This is a genomic window from Pelagimonas varians, assembly GCF_003208435.1.
Classification (GTDB): domain Bacteria; phylum Pseudomonadota; class Alphaproteobacteria; order Rhodobacterales; family Rhodobacteraceae; genus Pelagimonas; species Pelagimonas varians.
In genome coordinates, this window is sequence record NZ_QKMF01000006.1 from 152,928 (window position 1) to 173,385 (window position 20,458).

Below are 20,458 nucleotides of genomic sequence, written 5' to 3' on the forward strand. Positions count from 1 at the left end.
GCCTCTATGTGCCGTCGACAGGCTCTGATGACAAGAGCCGCGCACGCCCTGATGCGGCTGATGTCGGCAATTCATCGTTAATATGCAGCCACGAAAGGCGCGCATCGGTGTGGCAATGCGATTGCGATGGATACAGCGCTGCCTGATCCAGTACGCCGACGGGCAGATAGATTTGGTCAGGTAGATAATCAAAACGTGCCGCCATTGGCGATCCGCAGTCGGGGCAATTGACCCGTTCAACGCCTTTGACATGACTGCGCCACTCGACGGTGTGCGAAAACTGGATGCTTTGATGCTGGATAGCTGCAAACGCTGGTAGCGGGGCCCCTGTCCAACGGCGACAATCGATACAATGACAATAGGCCACCGTCAAAGGTGGCCCATCGGCAGTAAAACTGGTTTGCCCGCAGTAGCAGCGGCCACTGAGCCGTGCTGATTGACCTTTGAGGTCAGACGGCAACAGGGCGCACTTCTGTCACTTCGGGAATGTAGTGACGCAGCAGATTTTCAATGCCCATTTTCAGCGTCAAAGTCGAGGAGGGGCAGCCTGCGCAGGCCCCTTGCATGTGCAGGTAAACAACCCCGCGGTCAAAGCCGTGGAACGTGATGTCGCCACCATCTTGGGCCACGGCCGGACGTACGCGACTGTCCAGTAGCTCTTTGATTTGAATGACTATTTCACCGTCTTCGCCATCGTGGTCCGCATGGCCACCAGCCTGCACCGCGCCGTCGGAGATGACAGGTTGACCGCTTTGGAAGTGTTCCATGATTGCGCCAAGGATCGCGGGTTTTAGGTGGTCCCAATCGACGGCTTCTTCTTTGGTGACTGTTACAAAGTCATTGCCGAAGAAAACGCCAGTCACGCCGGAAACCGAAAACAGGCGCTGGGCCAATGGGGATGATCCCGCAGCGTCAGAACTTGGGAAATCCGCCGTGCCCATTTCAAGCACAGTCAGGCCCGGAAGAAACTTCAACGTGGCAGGGTTCGGAGTGGATTCGGTCTGAATGAACATCGCAGATGCGCCTTTTCTGGTCTTTGCGAAATATGGGCGCAGCCAGCCCGAAGGTCAAGGTTTAGAGTGGTTCTAAACCGGATGGCTGGCAGAAAGGCTCTTTAACCGAGCCCTGATGTATTTTGCTGCGGATCTGTAATGGGATGGGCCAGCAGCTTCGGCCCAGCGTCCGGGCGTCCAGTGATTGTTACCGCCTTGCATGGGCGCACCGTAAAGGTCGGCTTCACTGCCGCCGTCGACAAAATCCAGCAAAAGCGCATGGTTGCTGCGCAGCATGGCGCGCGCCGGCTCCCAGTCCAAATCTACTTGGGCTGCTCGAAGGTCGGCGTTAAAGCGTTTCAATTCGTTCCACTTGTATCCCCGAGCCGGCAGCGCGACGTCTTTGCCCAGTTGTCCATCACGATACCAGCCTAGAAATAGCGAAATCCAATACGCACGGTGGCCGACAATGTCCTTGATGCTTGCCCCGCCAGAATCCGAATCTGGAACGAGCCGGGCGGACGGGGGCACCTTGTCGAGCACGGTTTCGAGCTTGGTAAATTCCGCCACGCATATGGCGTGCAAGTCGGTCTTAGATGTGGCCGCAGGCATTAGACGTGTTCCTTTTTGCCCAGCATATCAGGATGCGGAAGGAAGACTTTGATCTGTGTCTGTTGGCCGTGAAACGCGTTTAGGTGACCGCTTCAAGCCGCTCTTTGGACATATTCCCCGGAACAACCGTGATGGGAATCGGCAGGCCCGCACTGTTGCGCATCAGCTGAGAGATAATAGGGCCGGGGCCCTTTTTGTCATCAGCGGCCCCCAAAACCAAAAGGCCGACGTCAGAGTCGGACTGGACATGGGCAATGATTTCCGGGACAGCTTCGCCTTCGCGAATGACCAATTCTGGATCGACGTTTTGTTTGTCGCGCATCCATTTGGCAAATACTTCAAAATGGGCGTGGATGCGTTCACGGGCCTCTTCGCGCATAACCGCGCCAACGCCAATCCAGTGGTTGAATTCGTCAGGTGGAATCACCGACAAAATCGCCACACCGCCGCCGGACTTTGAGGCCCGCATCGCCGCAAAACGCATGGCGTTCAGGCATTCACGGCTGTCATCCAGGACAACAAGAAACTTGCGCATTGTACACTCCCTATCGCGGCGATCATGCCTGTGCAGCGGGCAGCTGGCAAGCGCCCGCCGCTAGATTGCTTATCAGGTCTATTTTTCTGACGCAGCCCAGTCCCAATACATTTCCCGTACACGGCGGCTGATCGGACCGACCTGATAATTGTCGTCTTCGATTCCGGTTACGGCGGTGACCTTGCTCATGTTGCCAGACAAAAACACCTCGTCTGCGCCCTTGAAATCGTCAAAGGACAAGACCGTTTCGTTCACCTTGATGCCGTCTGCCCGCAGGTTCACAATGTGGCGGGCCCGAGTAATGCCTGCCAAAAAGGTCCCGTTGGGGATGGGGGTAAAGACTTCGCCATCTTTGACCATAAAGACATTTGCCGTCGCGGATTCGGCGACATTGCCCATAGCGTCGGCGGCCAAAGCATTGTTGAATCCGCGGGCGCGGACTTCGGCCAACATGCGGGCATTATTGGGGTAAAGGCACCCTGCCTTGGCATTCACCACAGCGCTTTCCATCACGGGGCGGCGAAAACGGGTGTAGCCCAATGTGATACTGGCCGTGTCAGGGGCCATTGGGATTTCCTCAAGGCAGATGGCGAATCCGGTTTCATCAGGGGATGGCACAATTGCGGTGGGGTCACCGTGAATGCCCCAATACATCGGCCGGATGTAGACTGCCGCGCCGGGCGCGAATGCGGTTAAACCTTCGCGAACGATCTGCACCATGTCCGACGTCGCCACTGTGGGTTTCAACATGAGCGCTTCGGCTGACCGGTTGACCCGCGCGCAATGCGGTTCCAAGTCCGGGGTCAGCCCGTTGACCATGCGTGCTCCGTCAAACACGGTCGTGCCCAGCCAGCTACCGTGATCTGCGGCGCGCATAATCATGGCATCGCCATCCTGCCATGCGCCGTTAAAGTAAGTGCGGATATGTTTGCCGATTGCCATTTGGGGTCCTCTTGTTTGAGGGCAAGCTAGGCGCGGCATGCGCGAAGGTCCAGAGGTCTCGGAACACGAACGCCGCGGAGGCTTTGGGTGGCGCCCGGTGCCGATCGGAAACCGTTTCGGCGCAAATCGCTGTGAAGGTGTCGGGATTGGCTCACGCAGAGGGGGGGTGTCATGGTCTAGACTGCGCCCAAGCCCAAAGGAAAACGCGCATGTCCGATAAGATTAAATTCACCCTCGATGGCACCGAAGTTGAGGCGCAGCAGGGAATGACCATTTGGGAAGTGGCCAATGGCCGGGGCCTGAAAATCCCGCATCTGTGCCACAAACCTGCACCGGGGTATCGCCCGGATGGCAATTGCCGCGCCTGTATGGTCGAGATCGAGGGCGAACGCACCTTGGCGGCATCTTGTATTCGCGAACCGCGCCAAGGCATGGTGGTGACCACCAACAACGCCCGCGCAACCAATGCCCGTAAAATGGTCGTTGAGCTGTTGTTGGCGGACCAGCCCGAGCGCGACGTGGCCCATGATAAATCCAGCCATCTTTGGGATATGGCAGAGGCGACCGGCCTGTCCGATAGCCGTTTCCCGACCATCGAACCGGAGCGGATTCCGCTGTTGGACGACACTCATGTGGCGATGCGGGTCAACTTGGACGCCTGTATCCAATGCGGTTTATGTGTGCGGGCCTGCCGCGAAGTGCAGGTCAATGATGTGATCGGCATGGCCGGGCGCGGCCATGATGCCTATCCTACATTTGATATGGCGGACCCGATGGGCGCATCATCTTGCGTTGCGTGCGGCGAATGCGTTCAAGCCTGTCCAACTGGTGCGCTGATGCCTGCGACGGTGGTTGATGCGGCTGAAGTGGGCGACAGCAAAGATTTCGATTCCGAAACCGAAAGCGTTTGCCCGTTTTGCGGCGTGGGCTGCAAAGTTTCGCTCAAGGTCAAAGACGGCAAAGTCAAATATGTCGAAGGTATCAACGGCCCCGCGAACGAAGGACGGCTTTGTGTCAAAGGACGCTTTGGTTTTGACTATATTCATCATCCGCACCGGCTGACGAAGCCGTTGATCCGCCGCGCTGATGCGCCGGCCAAGGGGCTGAATGTCGATCCCGGCAACCTTTCGACTCATTTTCGCGAAGCCACTTGGGATGAAGCGCTGGACGTAGCGGCCAACGGTCTGACCGGTTTGCGTGATGCCCACGGTGGCCGTGCGGTTGCAGGCTTTGGCAGTGCGAAATGCACCAATGAAGAGGCGTATCTGTTCCAAAAGTTTATCCGGCAGGGCTTCAAGCACAACAACGTCGATCACTGCACACGGCTTTGCCATGCGTCGTCGGTATCGGCCCTGATTGAAAACGTCGGCTCCGGCGCGGTCACCGCCACCTTCAACGAGATTGAAAATGCCGATGTGGCGATCATCATCGGGGCAAACCCGATTGAGAACCACCCCGTTGCGGCAACCTATTTCAAACAATTCACCAAACGTGGTGGCAAGCTGATCGTCATGGATCCGCGCGGCGTCGGAATGCGGCGCTTTGCAGATGAAATGCTGCAATTCCGCCCTGGTGCAGATGTTTCGATGTTGAACGCCATTATGCATGTGATTGTCGAAGAAGAATTATACGACAGCGCTTATATCGAAAAGTTCACCGAGAACTGGGAGGCGGAAAAGGCCCATCTGGCGGATTTCAGCCCCGAAGCGATGTCCGGCATTTGCGGCATTGATCCCGAACAAATCCGCCGTGTGGCGCGGATCTATGCCGGGGCCGAAGCCGGTTTGATTTTCTGGGGGATGGGGGTGTCGCAACACATCCATGGAACAGACAATTCGCGTTGCCTGATCTCGCTTGCTTTGATGACTGGGAATGTGGGCAAACCCGGTGCTGGGCTGCATCCTCTGCGCGGACAAAACAATGTACAAGGGGCATCAGACGCTGGTTTGATTCCGATGTTCTTGCCCGACTATCAATCGGTTATGGATGACGGTATCCGCAAGGCCTTTACCGATGTTTGGGACAGCGATGATTTCAGCAATGAAAAAGGTCTGACAGTCACCGAGATCGTGGACGAAGTGTATGCGGGCAATATCAAGGGGATGTATATTCAGGGTGAAAATCCGGCTATGTCTGACCCGGATGTTGAACATGCCCGTGATGCCTTTGCCAAACTTGAAATGATGGTCGTGCAGGACATTTTCCTGACGGAAACGGCGAATTATGCGGATGTAATTTTGCCTGCTTCTGCCCTGTATGAGAAAAACGGGACGGTTTCGAACACCAACCGGCAGGTGCAGCGGGTTCGTCCAGCGGTGCCGCCCCCCGGTGAGGCCCGCGAAGATTGGGCTGTGACGGTCGAACTGGCGCAGCGCTGCGGGTTGCCGTGGGTCTATTCGGATGTCAGTGAAGTTTTTGCGGAAATGAAGCTGAACATGAAGTCGTTGAACAACATTACGTGGGACCGGTTGAAGACCGAAACGATCACCTATCCGTCGTTGCATGAAACAGACCCCGGTCAGGCGATTGTGTTTGGAGATGGTTTCCCGAGGCCCGACGGGCGCGCGCGGTTTACCCCTGCGTCGGTGATTGCACCGGACGAAGCCCCCGATACAGAGTATCCGATGATCATGACCACTGGCCGGCAGTTGGAGCATTGGCACACCGGGTCTATGACACGGCGATCAAAAGTTCTGGATGCGGTCGAGCCTGAGGCAAATTGTTCGCTGCACCCCAAGACGTTGCGTGCACTTGGCGTTGAACCCGGCGGGATGATCCGCCTGACAACGCGGCGCGGATCGATTGAGATTATGGCGCGGGCGGATCGGGCGATTGCTGAAGACATGGTGTTTGTGCCCTTTGCCTATGTCGAAGCGGCTGCCAATGTGTTGACCAATCCTGCGATCGACCCCTACGGCAAGATTCCGGAGTTCAAGTTTTCAGCGGTGCGGGTTGAAGCGGTAGAAGAGATGGCTGCGCAATAACGGGGACGCTCGTGCCTTTGGCACATCGCCCCACCCGCCATCCCGCAGCGATTTAGATATTCGGATTTTTGGGCTATACTGGTGTCATTTCAATGATGCGGTATAGCTCAGGAGGTTATTATGGACCCGGTATCGATCGGTTTTTATGCAAGTGTTTGCGGTTTGCTTGGCCTTGTAGGGCCCAAGCTTGGCACAGCCCCCATCCGGCTCGGAATTGGGGCCGGAGTTGGGGTCCTAGCTGTGGCATTGCTTCCGCATTTAAAAGTGATGCTGGGCGTCGCGGAAAGTTACAGCGCTGTGTCGCCTTAGGGGTCAGCCCCAGTCGACATCACCCAGAAAAATGTAGCCCGCACCGTAGATCGTTTTGATCAGGCGCGGGTTTTTCGGGTCTTCGCGCAATTTGGTGCGCAGCCGCGAGATACGCACATCCATCGCCCGATCAAAGCTTTCGCCTGCGGCTCCGCCAAGGGTTTCTTGCATATGGGCACGGGAAATCAGGCGTTTCGGGCTTTCGAGGAACAGGCGTAGCACTTCACCTTCGGCGTGGCTGAAGGGGGTTTCTTCGCCGGCTGAATCGACCAGCGTATAGCGGTCAAAATGTGCGGTCCAACCGTTGAAACGGGCTGTATCGCCTTGGGCGGCCGCGGCCTTGGGGCCGCGCAAGCGTGCGCGAACGCGGGCAACGACTTCGGCGGGGTCAAAGGGTTTGATGATATAATCATCGGCCCCCAGTTCCAGACCGGTGATTTTGTCCTGGACCTGCGCGCGTCCGGAAATGATGATGATGGTTGCGCCTTGTTCAAGGGCCAGCCGGTGAACAACTGTCAGGCCATCACGGTCGGGTAGGCCAAGATCGACTAGGCAGACGTCCGGCGTCGTGCGGCGCAGTGCGGCCTCAAATTCAGTGGCGCGGGCAAAAGTCAGCGTGCGAAATCCGGCTTCGGTCAAGGCTTCTGACAGCATATCGCGGATGGCGGGTTCATCATCTAGAATGGTGACGAGAGCGCTCATTTTTGCTCCTTTCCATGGCCAAGGAAGCGGGCCAGATCGTCCGCATCAAAGGGTTTTGCCAAAACCGGCACCAGTGCGCGGGCTTTTTCATGCAAGGGGTGATCTATCGGCAATGAGGTCATCAGACGCAATGGCAAATCGGGCAGTTTCTGAACAAGATCTACGCCTGTTTCATGCCCTTCAAGTGAAATGTCCGAGAGTATCAGGGCGATATCGGGAAGCCCTTCGGCGAGCGCGCAGGCCTCGTAAACCGACGCGGCTTCGACCACGGTAAATTTCATGTCAGTCAGCATTTCACGCACCGACGCCCGAATGTCCGGACTGTCTTCGACCAAAAGGATCAGGCTGGCCTCTGGCACGGCATCTGCGCGCCTTAAAGGCAAGCGCAACCGGATGTCAGCGCCGGTTGTAGTATTGGACAGGCGCAGATCGCCGCCCGCCAGTTTGGTCATGTCGTAGACCATAGCAAGCCCGAGGCCGGACCCTTCGCCGCCTTTGGTGGTGAAGAAGGGATCGAGTGCGTGATCCAGGGCCTGCTCGGAAAATCCCGATCCGGTATCGGAAACGGAAATTTGCAGCCATGTTTTTTGGTGTTCTTGGGCGACGATCCGGATTGACCCGGTTTTGCCGCAAGCGTCGCGGGCATTGAGGATCAGATTCAGCAGCGCATCTTGCAACATGCCTTCGTCGATGAGCAGCTGGTGCTGGGTTTCGTCACAAACCTGCAGGCTGATACCGTCCGGCAAAGATGGCGTGGCAAGGGTTTGCAAGTCTTTCAAGAAGGGCCCAAGTGACAGGGGCGCGGCTTGCCATGCGCGATGGGCAGTTATGTCCGCGATCCGGTTCAAAAGGGTGCCTCCGCGGCGCGCGGCTTGCAAGGTTGCGTGGATCAGAGGTTCCGCATGGGTTCCAAGTGCCATCCGGTCGAGCTTGGACTGCATGCCAAGAATGATCGTGAGCAGATTGGAAAAATCATGTGCCAGACCGCTGGTCAACTGAGCGGCCATTTCACGGCGCCGCGTTTGCTGCAAGGCCGTTCGCGTCTGGGTTTCTTCGGTCACGTCCTGAGACAAGATGTAGACCCCCGGTTCCAGCGGATCCGGGGTGAAGACGACGCGAATGCGCCGGGACGATGCCTCGTGGGTGAATTCAAATGTGCTTTGTTGCCCGTCTTGTGCGGCCTCGAAATAGGGCTGAACCTTGGCGAAGGCTTGGGCCCCCAGCGCATCGGAAATATGGGTGCCAAGGATGCTTGTCGGACGCCCTGGCATGACCAAATGCAGACGTTTGTTGGAAAATGTGTAGAGGCCGTTTTCGTCAACACGGGCAATATGCGCAGGCATCATTTCGGTGGTCAGGCGTGTGCGCGCTTCCATTTCCGTCAATTCGCGGCGCGCTTCCATCAAGGCTTTGTTGGTGGCGGCAAGGGCGCGGTTGGTGGCCGAGAGTTCCTCTGACCGTTTAAGGACTTCTTCGGAGAGTTGTTCGGAATGTGTACGCAGCAGTTGTTCCTGAGCGCGTGTTTCGGTGATGTCTGTATAGACGGTCACCCAGCCACCTTGGGGCAAAGGGCCGCCTTCGATGGAGACGGTGCGACCATTGGCGCGGGTGCGTTCGACATAGTGCGACTGAAAAGCCCGCGCGGTGTCAACGCGGTCACGGATAAAGGTTTCAGGGTCATCGACCTCGCCGTATTCGCCGCGTGTGACCAGATGGCGAATGGTTTCTTCAAAACTGGCACCGGGTGTTGTCAGCCGGGAGGGGAGGTTGAACATTTCCGCAAAGGGCGCGTTGCAGACCGCGAGCCGTAGGTCGCTGTCATAGATCGACAGGGCCTGCTGGATCAGGTTGAGGCCGGCTTGGGTGAGCGCTTGGTTGATCATAGGGATGTCGGGTCGCTTGTCCTGCGGACGTCGCCCCACCCACCATCCCGCAGCGCGTCGCGAATTTTTTGCGCAATCACTGAAGAGCGGCAAACAGAGCATTGTCATCTGTGTTGCTTGCCCAGCGTAGCGTGCAGCTAAGGCGGGGGCCAAGGGTAAAAACCGCCTTGTTACAATTCGTAAGATTCAGGAAATGTTCAGGAAAAAGTTGACCGACAGATTAGAGCCTGACCAAATAGGCGGCAGAATCGCATAAGCGATCTGGCCCCATTACCGGGGGCCGCTGGTGGGTGTCAGTTGAGGAGCTGGCATTTAGGGAGGACAAAACGTGGCTAAGTTGGCTGAGAGCGCAGATGGTCTGTGCTCGGTACCTGCATTATTGCAACGCAACGCCGAGAAATTCGGCGACCGTCCCGCTTATCGCGAGAAGGAATACGGGATCTGGCAGAGCTGGACCTGGAAAGAAACGTCAGACGAAATCGAAGCGCTGGCCTTGGGATTGCTGAACCTTGGTGTGAACAAGGGAGATCATGTTGCCATCATCGGTCGCAATCGTCCCTATTTGTACTGGTCCATGGTGGCCGCGCAGATGGTCGGGGCCGTTCCTGTGCCTCTCTATGCCGATGCTGTTGCCGAAGAGATGGAATACGTGTTGTCACATTGTGGCGCACGGTTTGTCATTGCGGCGGACCAAGAGCAGGTCGACAAAGTCATCGATATTCAAGAGCATCTGCATCAGTTCGAGCACATGCTGTACCTTGATCCACGCGGCATGCGGAAATACGACCACCGCACGTTGCATGAGTTTAGCCATGTGCAAAATCAGGGCCGTGCCGCCTATGATGAGTTTATCGAAGATCTGAATGCGCGCCGCAATTCACTGACATACGATGATACCTGCGTGATGCTGTATACATCCGGCACCACGGGCAAACCCAAGGGTGTGGTTTTGTCGAACCGTAATATCGTTGAGACTGCCAAAGCGAGTTCTCAATTCGATAGCCTGACTGAGGGGGAAGAAATTCTGGCTTACCTGCCGATGGCATGGGTCGGGGATTTCATCTTTTCGCTGGGCCAAGCATATTGGACCGGGTTTTGCGTGAACTGCCCGGAGAGCGCAGAAACGATGAAGACGGATTTGCGCGAAATCGCACCGTCCTATTATTTCGCGCCGCCTGCGGTGTTTGAAGGCCAGTTGACGCAAATCATGATCCGCATGGAAGATGCTGGCGCATTCAAGCGCAAGATGTTCCATTACTTTATGGCCCATGCCCGCAAGGTTGGCCCGCGGTTGTTGGAAGGCGAACCGGTTAGTCTGTTTGACCGGGTGAAATACGCATTGGGTGAGTTCACCACCTATGGGCCGCTGAAAAACGCGCTTGGGTTTTCGAATGTCCGCATCGGCTATACCGCTGGTGAAGCGATCGGGCCGGAGCTGTTTGATTTCTACCGTTCGCTAGGGATCAACCTTAAGCAGCTGTATGGCCAGACCGAAGCCACTGTTTTCATCACTCAGCAACCAGACGGCGAAGTTCGATCCGATACAGTTGGCGTTCCAAGCCCCGGAGTCGAAATCAAAATTGCAGATACCGGAGAAGTTTTTTACCGCTCTGCGGGCACGTTTGTTGAATATTACAACAACCCTGAATCGACAGCAGATACCAAAGACGCTGAAGGTTGGGTTGCGACCGGAGATGCTGGCTTCTTTGAGAAAGAAAGTGGTCACCTGCGGATCATCGACCGCATTAAGGACGTGGGAAAGATGTCCGATGGCGGGATGTTTGCGCCTAAGTATGTTGAGAACAAGCTAAAGTTCTATCCCAATATTCTGGAAGTTGTCGTGTTTGGCGCTGGTCGTGATCGGTGCACAGCCTTCGTGAATATCGATCTGACGGCGGTCGGCAACTGGGCAGAGCGCAACAACATCGCCTATGCCTCTTATCAGGAGTTGGCAGGTCATCCCGAGGTTTTGGATACAATTCAAAGCCATATCGAAGAGACCAACATTTCGATCGCGCAAGATGAGATGCTGGCGGGCTGCCAGATTCACCGCTTCTTGATCCTTCACAAGGAACTAGATGCGGATGATGGGGAAATGACCCGGACACGCAAAGTGCGACGTAAGATTGTTGGTGAGAAGTTCGATGATTTGGTTACGGCTCTCTATGACGGGTCCGACGAAATTTATACCGAAACGGAAGTCACCTATGAAGACGGTCGCAAAGGTAAGATCACCGCGACGTTGAAAATTCGGGACACCAAGGTGCAACCGGTTGCCGCGAAACTGGCTGCGGAATGATGGGGCCGCTCGTGCTGCGCACATCGCCCCGCCCACCATCCCGTGAAACTAGAAAAGAGACCCAAGCATGAAAGATACTGAAGGATACGTCACAGCCGACGGTCGTCAGATTGGCGGCGTGCTGATGGAACTGAACAACATCACGCTGAAATTCGGCGGGGTGACAGCGATCAGTGACATCTCATTTGACATCCACGAGGGTGAAATTCGCGCGATTATTGGTCCGAACGGGGCCGGTAAATCGTCAATGCTCAACATCATCTCGGGGTTTTACACGCCAACAATTGGTGAGCTTTGGTACAAAGGCGAAAAACGCCCTCAGATGCGGCCCTATGAAATCGCTCGAATGGGCGTCGCCCGCACGTTTCAGAACATTGCTTTGTTCGAAGGCATGACCGTTTTGGACAATGTCATGACCGGCCGGTTAACCCATATGCACGCAGGCGTTGCTGCGCAGGCGCTGTGGTATGGCAAGGCCCGCGCCGAAGAAATTGCGAACCGTGAAATCGTCGAGAAAGTCATCGATTTCCTCGAAATTCAAAGCATCCGCAAGACGCCGGTTGGCCGATTGCCGTACGGGTTGAAAAAACGCGTGGAGCTGGCGCGGGCCTTGGCGGCTGAACCCAGCATTTTGCTGCTTGATGAGCCTATGGCCGGTATGAACGTTGAGGAAAAAGAGGACATGAGCCGCTTTATTCTGGACGTGAATGATGAGTTCGGCACCACGATTTGCCTGATCGAACACGATATGGGCGTGGTTATGGATTTGTCGGACCGCGTTGTTGTTATGGACTACGGCAAAAAGATCGGTGACGGCCCACCCGACGAGGTGCGCAACAACCAAGATGTAATCGACGCCTATCTCGGCGTTCCAAGTTAACAGGGGGCAAACATGTTAAACGACATCTTTATCGCGCCGTTTGCCGACATGATTGCGGCACCGGATTTCCTGCTTCAAGTGCTATGGGAAGGCCTGGTATCCGGCATTCTCTACGCGCTGATCGCGCTCGGCTTTGTCTTGATCTTCCGTTCAAGCCGGATCTTCAACTTTGCCCAGGGTATCATGGTGGTCTTTGCCGCTCTGACCTTGGTTGGCTTGCACGCTATGGGCATACCGGCCTGGATCAGTGTCGCACTGACCTTGGGTGTGATGTTCATATTAGCCGTCAGTATTGAGCGTATCGTATTGCGCCCGTTGGTCGGTCAGCCCGACATCATCTTGTTCATGGCATCAATCGGTATCACGCTGTTCCTGATCGGCGGCGGAGAAATCATCTTTGGCGGTGAAAACAAGGTCATGATCACAGAAGAGCTGGGCATTCCAACCGGCGACACTGTGTTGGAGCCTTGGGGCGGTCTGCTGATCTTGCAGCACCTTGATATCACCGTTGTTTTGGTTGCATCGGCACTGGTTGCGGCCTTGCTGGCCTTCCTCAACTACACGCAGATGGGCCGGGCGATCCGGGCTTTGGGCGACGATCATCAGGCGGCTTTGTCAGTTGGTATTTCGCTGCAGACTGTTTGGGTTTTGGTGTGGTTCATTGCGGGCATTATCGCGCTGGTGACAGGCATTGCCTGGGGCGCACGGGCCGGGGTCAGTTTCGCTCTGGAAGTGATCGCGTACAAAGCCTTGCCGGTTCTGATGCTGGGCGGTTTGGAATCGATCACAGGGGCCATTATCGGTGGTCTGCTGATTGGTATTCTTGAAAAACTGTTCGAGATCTATTGGGGCCAGCCCTTGCTGGGCGGGAATACAGAGACATGGTTTGCCTTTGTCCTCGCGCTCTTTGTTCTGCTGTTCCGTCCGCAAGGTCTGTTTGGTGAAAAGATAATCGAACGGGTCTAGCGCAGCGCGGGGCGCGCTGCACAACACCAAACAATGGGTGGGGCGAGGGAGCGCCACACCCAACCCGATACACAAGATTAGGACGTGGAAGACATGGCTAAACTGATCGCAATCCTGAACGTCGTGGCATGGTCTGGCTTTTGGTCTTTTGGTTACCTCGCATTGACTGCGGGCACCGAAGATCCGAACCAGTCAACCATAGCGATGCTGCTTGCAGCAGGGGGGGCCGCGATTGGACTTTGGGCCTGGCTTTGGCTGGCACGGCATTCCGAGAAGATCGGATATGTCAAACCCGCCAACCGCGTTGTTAAGACCGATGAGGAGATGGTCTGATGCTTTACCGTACCGCTGGCCAGTTCAAGACCAGCTACAATTCTGATCAGGCCCTGTTCCCGATCAAACAAGACGCGTTTTTGCTGGGCGTTATCCTACTGTTCGCCTTGGTGATTTTTCCGCTAACCGCGAGTGAATTCACGTTCCAGACGATCTTGATCCCTATCATGATCTATTCTCTGGCTGCTCTGGGTTTGAACATTCTGACCGGTTTTGCCGGACAGCTGAGCCTTGGGACCGCTGCGTTTATGGGGGTGGGTGCCTACGCTTGCTATAAGATGGTCACGCTGATGCCATGGATGAACCCGATCGTCGCGATCTTGTTCTCGGGTGTATTCAGTGCGGGTGTCGGGGTTGCCTTTGGCATTCCCAGTCTGCGGATCAAAGGCTTTTACCTTGCGATTGCAACGCTGGCCGCGCAGTTCTTTTTGGTCTGGTTATTCGAAAAATGGGCTTGGCTGTATAACTACAACGCGTCTGGCGCGATTCAGGTTCCGAACCTGAAAATGTTCGGTGTGTATATCGCCGGTCCGCAGGCCAGTTCTGTTGTGCAATACTTCGTGGTGCTATTTATCGTCAGCTTGCTGACAATGGTGTGCATCAACCTGACCCGTGGCAATCTGGGCCGGACTTGGAAAGCAACACGCGATATGGACATCGCTGCGGAACTGATCGGCATCAACTTGATGAAATCGAAGCTGACGGCCTTTGCTGTGTCTTCGTATATTGTGGGTGTGGCCGGTGCATTGTTCGTCTTTATGTGGCGCGGTGCGGCGGAGCCGAACCTGTTCGACATTCCGCTTAGCTTTCGGGTGTTGTTCATCGCGATCATCGGTGGGCTTGGCTCGGTCATGGGCAATTTCCTCGGCGCGATCTTGATTGTTGGCCTACCGGTTGTTCTCAATCTACTGCCCGCCGCCTTGGGTATTCCGATCAGCTCGGCCACGGTTGAGCACCTTAATATCATGTGTATCGGCAGCTTGATCATCTTCTTCTTGATCGTCGAACCACATGGTTTGGCTCAGCTGTGGAAACTGATCCGCGAAAAACTCATTATCTGGCCCTTCCCGCACTAAGCGGGGCTGGCCCACTACCTAACGATCTGTTTAATTTCAATAATCGACATCAATATCCATGGGAGGAGACAAGATGAAGAATTTTGCAAAACTGGCAGCAGCCGCCGTCGTGGCGTCCGTTGTAGCAGGGGCGGCCATGGCCGAGAGCCTCTATACACCGAACCTCAGCTACCGGACTGGCCCATTTGCCGCGACAGGTATCCCGCTGATGAATGGCCAAAAAGACTATATGTCCATGCTGAATGCCCGTGATGGCGGCGTTGGCGGCGTAGAAATCGCCTTCGAAGAATGCGAAACCGGCTATTCAACTGAAAAAGGCGTTGAGTGCTACGAGAAAACCAAAGGCAAAGCGATTGTGACCCAGCCTTGGTCGACAGGCATCACTCTTCAGGTTCTGCCCAAAACCAATATCGACATGATCCCAATTCTGGCCCCCGGCTATGGTTTCTCGCCGATGATGGACGGTAAAACCTTTCAGTGGGCGTTTAACGCACCATCCGGTTACTGGGATGGCGCGGACATGATCGTTCAGTTCATCGAAAGCGAAGGGTCGCTTGAAGGTAAAAAAGTTGCATTCTTGCACCTTGACCACCCCTTCGGCAAAGAACCTCTGCCCGTTCTGGAAGCGGCCGCTGCTGAAAAAGGCTTTGAATTGCTGCCGATCCCTGTTGGTCTGAAAGAAATGCAGAACCAATCCGCACAGTGGTTGCAGATCCGCCGCGAGCGTCCTGACTATGTCGTCATGTGGGGCTGGGGCGCGATGAACGCCGGTGCCATCACCGAAGCGGTCAAGACCAAGTTTGACATGTCCAAGATGCTGGGTATCTGGTGGTCCGGCCACGATGCCGATCTGGCAATCGTTGGTGACAAAGGCAAGGGCTACAAGTCGATCAGCTGGTCGTTCCCTGATGTGGATGCAGGCGTTATGGCAGACATCAAGAAGCACGTTGTTGACGCCGGTATGACCGAGTCAAACGAGACTGAAATGTCGGGCGTCTTCTATGGTCGCGGTGTTGTTATGTCGATGATCCTGGCCGAAGGCATCAAAGTTGCTCAGGACCACTTTGGCGAAGCCAACATCAACGCAGAGCAGCTGCGCTGGGGTTTGGAAAACCTGAACGTCACCGAAGAGCGTCTGGCCGAGCTGGGCATGTCGGGTATGGTTCCTCCTTTCGCCACATCATGTGCAAACCACACAGGTCACTCCGGTGGCTGGATGCTGGAATGGGACGGCGCAAAGTTCGTCAAAGTGTCTGATCACCTGACACCGAACACTGCCAGCTATTCCGACATCGCGATGAAAAGCGCTGCTGACTACGCCACAGCAAACGCTCCATGGCCTGTAAACGAAGAGTGTGGCGGCTAACCAGCCGTTTCACCCCAGCGGCGGCGTTTCCCGTCGCCGCTGGAACCCGCGATTTTTGCAAGAGAAGAAACCGCTATGCTAGACGCCGCAAAGACCGACGAGACCCTGCTTGAGGTCAATAATATCGAGGTGATCTACAACCATGTGATCCTCGTCCTGAAGGGCGTAAGCCTGAATGTGAAAAAGGGCGGCATCACCGCCTTGCTGGGCGGCAATGGCGCTGGCAAAACCACGACGCTGAAGGCGATTTCGAACCTGCTTCATTCCGAACGGGGCGAAGTCACCAAAGGATCGATCATCTACAAGGGCGAACGCGTTCAGGATCTGGATCCCGCCACTTTGGTGAAAAGGGGTGTCATTCAGGTCATGGAAGGTCGCCATTGCTTTGAGCACCTCACCGTCGAAGAAAACCTGCTGACCGGTGCTTATACCCGCAAGGCCAGCAAGGGTGAAATCGATGCGGATTTGCAAATGGTCTATGACTATTTCCCACGCCTCAAAGAACGACGCAAATCGCAGGCTGGCTATACCTCTGGCGGTGAACAGCAGATGGTTGCGATTGGCCGTGCCTTGATGTCCCGACCTGATACGGTCTTGCTGGATGAACCTTCTATGGGTTTGGCTCCTCAACTGGTGGAACAGATTTTTGAAATCGTGAAATCGGTAAACGAGAAAGAAGGCGTGTCCTTTTTATTGGCCGAACAGAACACCAACGTTGCCCTGAAATATGCCCACTTTGGCTATATCTTGGAAAACGGACGCGTTGTTATGGACGGTCCTGCCTCCGAATTGCGCGAAAACCCGGATGTAAAGGAATTCTATCTGGGTGTGTCCGATGAGGGGCGCAAAAGCTTTCGCGATGTGCGTAGTTATCGCCGCCGCAAGCGGTGGCTGGCGTAACCTTTCGCAATCCAAACCAATTCTAAACTTGATGCCATTGCAACCTTTTGAGGAGGCCAAGCGTGTTTAAACGCTTTCAAAACTGCTTTGCCCAAGAGGGCGGTCTTGCTTGCGAGATACGCACCGGAAAACGGTTTGCGATGGCGGTCTTGCGTAAGACAAATGGTGGCTTGGTAGAATACCGGACCGCTCAAGAAACAGCACTTCCGTCCCTGAACCGACAGACCCCAAGTGATAAATGGAGGGTGGCATGAGCACCTATTTTGACGCTTTAGAAACCCGCAGCCAAGATGAACGCGAAACCGCGCAGCTGTCGGCTTTAAACGCACAGTTGGCCCGTAACGGGATGGAGCCAGTTGACGCTCTGTCTCAACTCTCTGGGTTGCCCGTGTTGCGCAAGGCGGACCTTGTGGCACGTCAGGCCGAAAACCCGCCTTTTGGTGGCTTGCCAGTGTCCAATCTGGCCCATGTATTCCAAAGCCCCGGCCCGATCTATGAACCCGGTGGGATCAGCCATGACTGGTGGCGTATGGGGCGGTTTTTGCACGCCTGTGGCATCGGCAAAAACGACATCGTTCAAAACTGTTTTGGCTATCATCTGACGCCCGCAGGAATGATTTTCGAAAGCGGCGCGCGCGCGGTGGGGGCCGCTGTTTTACCTGCTGGTATCGGGCAAACCGAACTGCAGGCGCGCGCTGCCCATGATGTGGGGATTACAGCCTATGCTGGCACGCCTGACTATCTCAAGATCATCCTTGAGAAAGCCGATGAGCTGGGCCTTGAGCTGAAAATTACCCGCGCAGCCGTTGGCGGTGGCGCTCTCTTCCCGTCGCTCAGACAGTATTATGCCGATCGCGGGATCGACTGTTTGCAGTGTTATGCCACCGCCGATCTCGGCAATATCGCCTATGAAAGCCCGTCGATGGAGGGGATGATTGTTGATGAAAACGTCATCGTTGAAATCGTCACACCGGGCACCGGCGATCCTGTGGCTCCTGGCGAAGTAGGTGAAGTTGTGGTGACAACGCTCAACCCGGACTACCCGCTGATCCGGTTTGCCACTGGCGATCTAAGTGCCGTTCTTGAGGGCTCTAGCCCGTGCGGCCGCACCAACATGCGTATCAAGGGGTGGATGGGCCGTGCCGATCAAACCACCAAGATCAAAGGCATGTTTGTTCGGCCCGAGCAAGTGGCGCAATTGGTTGCGAAGCACGATGACATCGCCCGCGCCCGCGTCGTCGCGTCTCGCGAAGGCGAAATGGACGTGATGACCGTCCGAATCGAAACAGCAGCGGGCAATGCAGCCGTTTTCGAAAAGTCGGTGTCCGAGTTGCTCAAGCTTAAAGGCAAGGTCGAGCTGGTCGAAATCGGCGGATTGCCGCGCGATGGGCTGGTTATCGAAGACACGCGCACCTACGACTGATATTCCCCCTTGCCCGAGGTCTAACGCTGGTTAGGCTTTGGGAACGGGAGGAATTTTATGCGTATTTCCATCATTTCCATGATCGCCGCGCTCATTTCAAACGGCGCTTTTGCGGCCGGTGACGCCCTTGTCATCGGCAACAGCCAATACGATGCCATCCAGACTTTTTTTGGGGCTGCCCGAATGAATGTTGCCGCCGAGGCGCTGCGCAACAAAGGTTTGGATGTGACTGAAATTCAAGACGCATCTTCAGACGAAATGCGCCTTGGCTTTGCTGATTTTCTTGAAGAATTGGAAGACACCGATAGCCCGGTTGTTGTTCTACTGGCTGGTGCATTTGTTCACGGTTCTGGCGGGGCGTATTTGTTGCCGGTCGGCGATCAAGACACAGCGGGTGCGGCGCAGGTCCTGACGCGGGCATTCCCTCTGGATGCCGCTTTGACGGTGCTGGAACGCTATCCGGGACGCGGCTTTTTGGTTCTGGGGGAAACACCGGTTGATCTGGAGCTGGGGGCGTTTCTGAAGCCCGGCGCTGGCAGTTTTGATGTGCCCACTGGCGTAACGGTCATTCGCGGCCCTGCCACAGACATCGTGCATTTTGCGACGCAAGAGCTGACAAACGAAGACCGGTTGGTGGTGCGATCAGCCAGTGAATACGGTCTCGAAGTGCAAGGATATGCACCGCGCGACCATGTTGTGTTGCGTTCGGACGAAGTGGTGCTGCGCGACGTGGCTCCGCTGCCGAAAGTTGACCCAAAAGCAGACGAAGCGGCATGGTCATTGGCGCAAAAAGCAGATGATGCCGAAGGATACCAAACGTATTTGGAGGGGTTTGAGGAGGGGGCATTTGCCTCTGCGGCGCGGCAGCGTTTAACCGCCATCAAGACAGAGCCACATTATGCACAGCGCCGCGCAGAAGAGGCACTGGCCTTGGGCCGCGATGCCCGACGAAAGATTCAGCGCGATCTGACCATTCTGGGCCATGACCCCCGTGGGATTGACGGGATTTTTGGGCCAGGGTCACGCAAGGCGATTGGTCAGTGGCAAGGGTCCATTGGCGAAGCATCGACAACTTATCTGACCGGCACGCAGATTGGGAAACTTGCTCAGGCGGCGGAAAAACGGGCCAATGAGTTGGAACAAGAAGCTGAACAGCGCCGTGCCAATCAGGTTAAAGCAGACCATGCGCTTTGGGCCGAGGTTGAGGCGCAGGGATCCGAAGTGTCGATTCGCAACTATCTGGCGCAATACCCGGACGGGCAACATGCCAATGAGGCACGCAAATTGCTGCGTGCGATCGAAAAGCAGCGTGGGGGCCGTGCCGCCGCCGCCGATCAGCGCGCATGGAGCGAGGCACGGAATGCGGACACTGTGGCTGCCCTGCGGGGCTATATGGAAACGCGTCCCGAAGGGGCTTTTGCGGCCGAAGCGCAGGCCCGAATCGATGACTTGCAACGACTCTCGAAAGAAGAACACATTCGCGAACAGGCTCTTTCGGAAGAGCAGGCATTGGGTTTGAATCCTGTCGCGCGGCAATTGGCCGAGGCGCGTCTGGCCAAGTTGAATATGAATCCTGGAAAAGTGGACGGCGTTTTCGACAAGCAGACGCGCAATGCCATCCGCCGCTACCAGCAAGCGCATGGCTTGCGGGTGTCGGGGTTCTTGGACGAACAAACCGTGGTGCAATTGCTGGCAGGAACATTGTTGGGGCGCTAAGCCCCATCATTTATGCATTGGTCCCGCGCACAAAAAAACCGCAGACACGAAGTCTGCGGTTTTTTAAAGCTTCCCATCAGATGGGATGTCCGATCAACCGACCAAATTAACCTTGGCGGGCTTTGAACCGGCGCTGCGTCTTGTTGATGACGTATACGCGGCCCTTACGGCGCACAACGCGGCAGTCGCGGTGGCGATTCTTGAGCGAACGGAGCGAGTTAGCGACCTTCATGATGGTCTCTCCTCTATCGCGGCGCGCGAGCGCCAGTGTTGTTGCTGCCCAGTGGTCCGCTACGAACCAAAAGGCGGTGAAATCCATGGTGGGCGATACTGGGATCGAACCAGTGACCCCTTCGATGTCAACGAAGTGCTCTACCGCTGAGCTAATCACCCATATGGCCTGCGTAAAAATCTTTGCCCCGACAATGTTTCGGGACGCTTACCAATACGCCGGTTCGGGGTCTATAAAAGGAGTCGGTGTAAGTATCAAGGGCTTTTGATAAAGGAATTTTTCAGGCTATGTTTGGGACAAAGGAAACT

Annotated in this window: 19 protein-coding genes and 1 tRNA gene; 11 read left to right on the top strand and 9 right to left on the bottom strand. The window is 55.7% G+C overall.

Annotated elements, in window-relative coordinates; translation table 11 throughout:
* Positions 1–4: 4 nt before the first annotated feature.
* From C8N36_RS10190 to C8N36_RS10210, 5 genes are all read right to left on the bottom strand, one after another.
* Complete coding sequence (locus C8N36_RS10190; RefSeq protein ID WP_097803625.1) at positions 5–460, bottom strand: GFA family protein; 456 nt, start codon at positions 458–460, stop codon at positions 5–7.
* Entirely contained in the window at positions 450–1,013 is a 564-nt protein-coding gene (locus C8N36_RS10195) for a NifU family protein (RefSeq protein ID WP_097803624.1), read from the bottom strand. The genes C8N36_RS10190 and C8N36_RS10195 overlap by 11 nt, the downstream gene beginning before the upstream one ends.
* A gap of 72 nt (positions 1,014–1,085) precedes the next feature.
* The gene (locus tag C8N36_RS10200; RefSeq protein WP_097803623.1) at positions 1,086–1,604 is read right to left on the bottom strand and encodes a ClbS/DfsB family four-helix bundle protein; all 519 of its coding nucleotides are present in this window, start codon (positions 1,602–1,604) and stop codon (positions 1,086–1,088) included.
* A gap of 79 nt (positions 1,605–1,683) precedes the next feature.
* Positions 1,684–2,139 (bottom strand): universal stress protein, encoded by a 456-nt coding sequence (locus C8N36_RS10205; RefSeq protein ID WP_097803622.1) that lies wholly within the window; start codon positions 2,137–2,139, stop codon positions 1,684–1,686.
* A 78-nt stretch (positions 2,140–2,217) separates the two neighbouring features.
* Positions 2,218–3,081, bottom strand: a complete 864-nt coding sequence (locus tag C8N36_RS10210) for a branched-chain amino acid aminotransferase (protein WP_097803621.1) — start codon at positions 3,079–3,081, stop codon at positions 2,218–2,220.
* A 209-nt stretch (positions 3,082–3,290) separates the two neighbouring features.
* Between C8N36_RS10210 and fdhF the strand changes: the two genes are divergently transcribed.
* Positions 3,291–6,065 carry a formate dehydrogenase subunit alpha gene (fdhF, locus tag C8N36_RS10215; RefSeq protein ID WP_097803620.1) on the top strand — a complete coding sequence of 925 codons (2,775 nt, stop codon included), beginning with the start codon at positions 3,291–3,293 and terminating at the stop codon, positions 6,063–6,065.
* A 120-nt stretch (positions 6,066–6,185) separates the two neighbouring features.
* Positions 6,186–6,374 carry a hypothetical protein gene (locus tag C8N36_RS10220; protein ID WP_097803619.1) on the top strand — a complete coding sequence of 63 codons (189 nt, stop codon included), beginning with the start codon at positions 6,186–6,188 and terminating at the stop codon, positions 6,372–6,374.
* Between the two features lie 3 nt (positions 6,375–6,377).
* On the opposite strand, the gene C8N36_RS10225 is transcribed toward C8N36_RS10220, so the two are convergent.
* The gene (locus C8N36_RS10225) at positions 6,378–7,076 is read right to left on the bottom strand and encodes a response regulator transcription factor (RefSeq protein ID WP_097803618.1); all 699 of its coding nucleotides are present in this window, start codon (positions 7,074–7,076) and stop codon (positions 6,378–6,380) included.
* Positions 7,073–8,959, bottom strand: coding sequence for a hybrid sensor histidine kinase/response regulator (locus C8N36_RS10230; protein ID WP_097803617.1), 1,887 nt, complete (start codon positions 8,957–8,959; stop codon positions 7,073–7,075). The genes C8N36_RS10225 and C8N36_RS10230 overlap by 4 nt, the downstream gene beginning before the upstream one ends.
* 337 nt (positions 8,960–9,296) lie before the next feature.
* Between C8N36_RS10230 and C8N36_RS10235 the strand changes: the two genes are divergently transcribed.
* The 9 genes from C8N36_RS10235 (at position 9,297) to C8N36_RS10275 (ending at position 19,918) form a co-directional block, all read left to right on the top strand.
* Positions 9,297–11,258: an AMP-binding protein gene (locus C8N36_RS10235; protein ID WP_097803817.1), complete on the top strand. Its 1,962-nt coding sequence runs from the start codon at positions 9,297–9,299 to the stop codon at positions 11,256–11,258.
* Between the two features lie 67 nt (positions 11,259–11,325).
* Positions 11,326–12,138 (top strand): ABC transporter ATP-binding protein, encoded by an 813-nt coding sequence (locus C8N36_RS10240; protein WP_097803616.1) that lies wholly within the window; start codon positions 11,326–11,328, stop codon positions 12,136–12,138.
* A gap of 12 nt (positions 12,139–12,150) precedes the next feature.
* Complete coding sequence (locus C8N36_RS10245) at positions 12,151–13,104, top strand: branched-chain amino acid ABC transporter permease (RefSeq protein ID WP_097803615.1); 954 nt, start codon at positions 12,151–12,153, stop codon at positions 13,102–13,104.
* 93 nt (positions 13,105–13,197) lie between these two features.
* Positions 13,198–13,437: a hypothetical protein gene (locus C8N36_RS10250; protein ID WP_097803614.1), complete on the top strand. Its 240-nt coding sequence runs from the start codon at positions 13,198–13,200 to the stop codon at positions 13,435–13,437.
* On the top strand, positions 13,437–14,513 hold the full coding sequence (locus tag C8N36_RS10255; protein ID WP_097803613.1) for a branched-chain amino acid ABC transporter permease: 1,077 nt from the start codon (positions 13,437–13,439) through the stop codon (positions 14,511–14,513). The genes C8N36_RS10250 and C8N36_RS10255 overlap by 1 nt, the downstream gene beginning before the upstream one ends.
* 73 nt (positions 14,514–14,586) lie before the next feature.
* Entirely contained in the window at positions 14,587–15,879 is a 1,293-nt protein-coding gene (locus C8N36_RS10260) for an ABC transporter substrate-binding protein (protein ID WP_097803816.1), read from the top strand.
* 75 nt (positions 15,880–15,954) lie between these two features.
* The gene (locus tag C8N36_RS10265) at positions 15,955–16,779 is read left to right on the top strand and encodes an ABC transporter ATP-binding protein (RefSeq protein ID WP_097803612.1); all 825 of its coding nucleotides are present in this window, start codon (positions 15,955–15,957) and stop codon (positions 16,777–16,779) included.
* A gap of 250 nt (positions 16,780–17,029) precedes the next feature.
* Positions 17,030–18,202, top strand: a complete 1,173-nt coding sequence (locus tag C8N36_RS10270; protein ID WP_097803815.1) for a phenylacetate--CoA ligase family protein — start codon at positions 17,030–17,032, stop codon at positions 18,200–18,202.
* Positions 18,203–18,259: 57 nt separating this feature from the next.
* Positions 18,260–19,918, top strand: a complete 1,659-nt coding sequence (locus C8N36_RS10275; protein ID WP_097803611.1) for a peptidoglycan-binding domain-containing protein — start codon at positions 18,260–18,262, stop codon at positions 19,916–19,918.
* 106 nt (positions 19,919–20,024) lie between these two features.
* Here C8N36_RS10275 and ykgO read toward each other — a convergent pair whose 3' ends face one another.
* Together ykgO and C8N36_RS10285 are read right to left on the bottom strand one after the other, a co-directional pair.
* Positions 20,025–20,150 carry a type B 50S ribosomal protein L36 gene (ykgO, locus tag C8N36_RS24145; RefSeq protein WP_170125850.1) on the bottom strand — a complete coding sequence of 42 codons (126 nt, stop codon included), beginning with the start codon at positions 20,148–20,150 and terminating at the stop codon, positions 20,025–20,027.
* Between the two features lie 86 nt (positions 20,151–20,236).
* Positions 20,237–20,311: transfer RNA gene (locus C8N36_RS10285), tRNA-Val, on the bottom strand.
* Positions 20,312–20,458 lie beyond the last annotated feature (147 nt).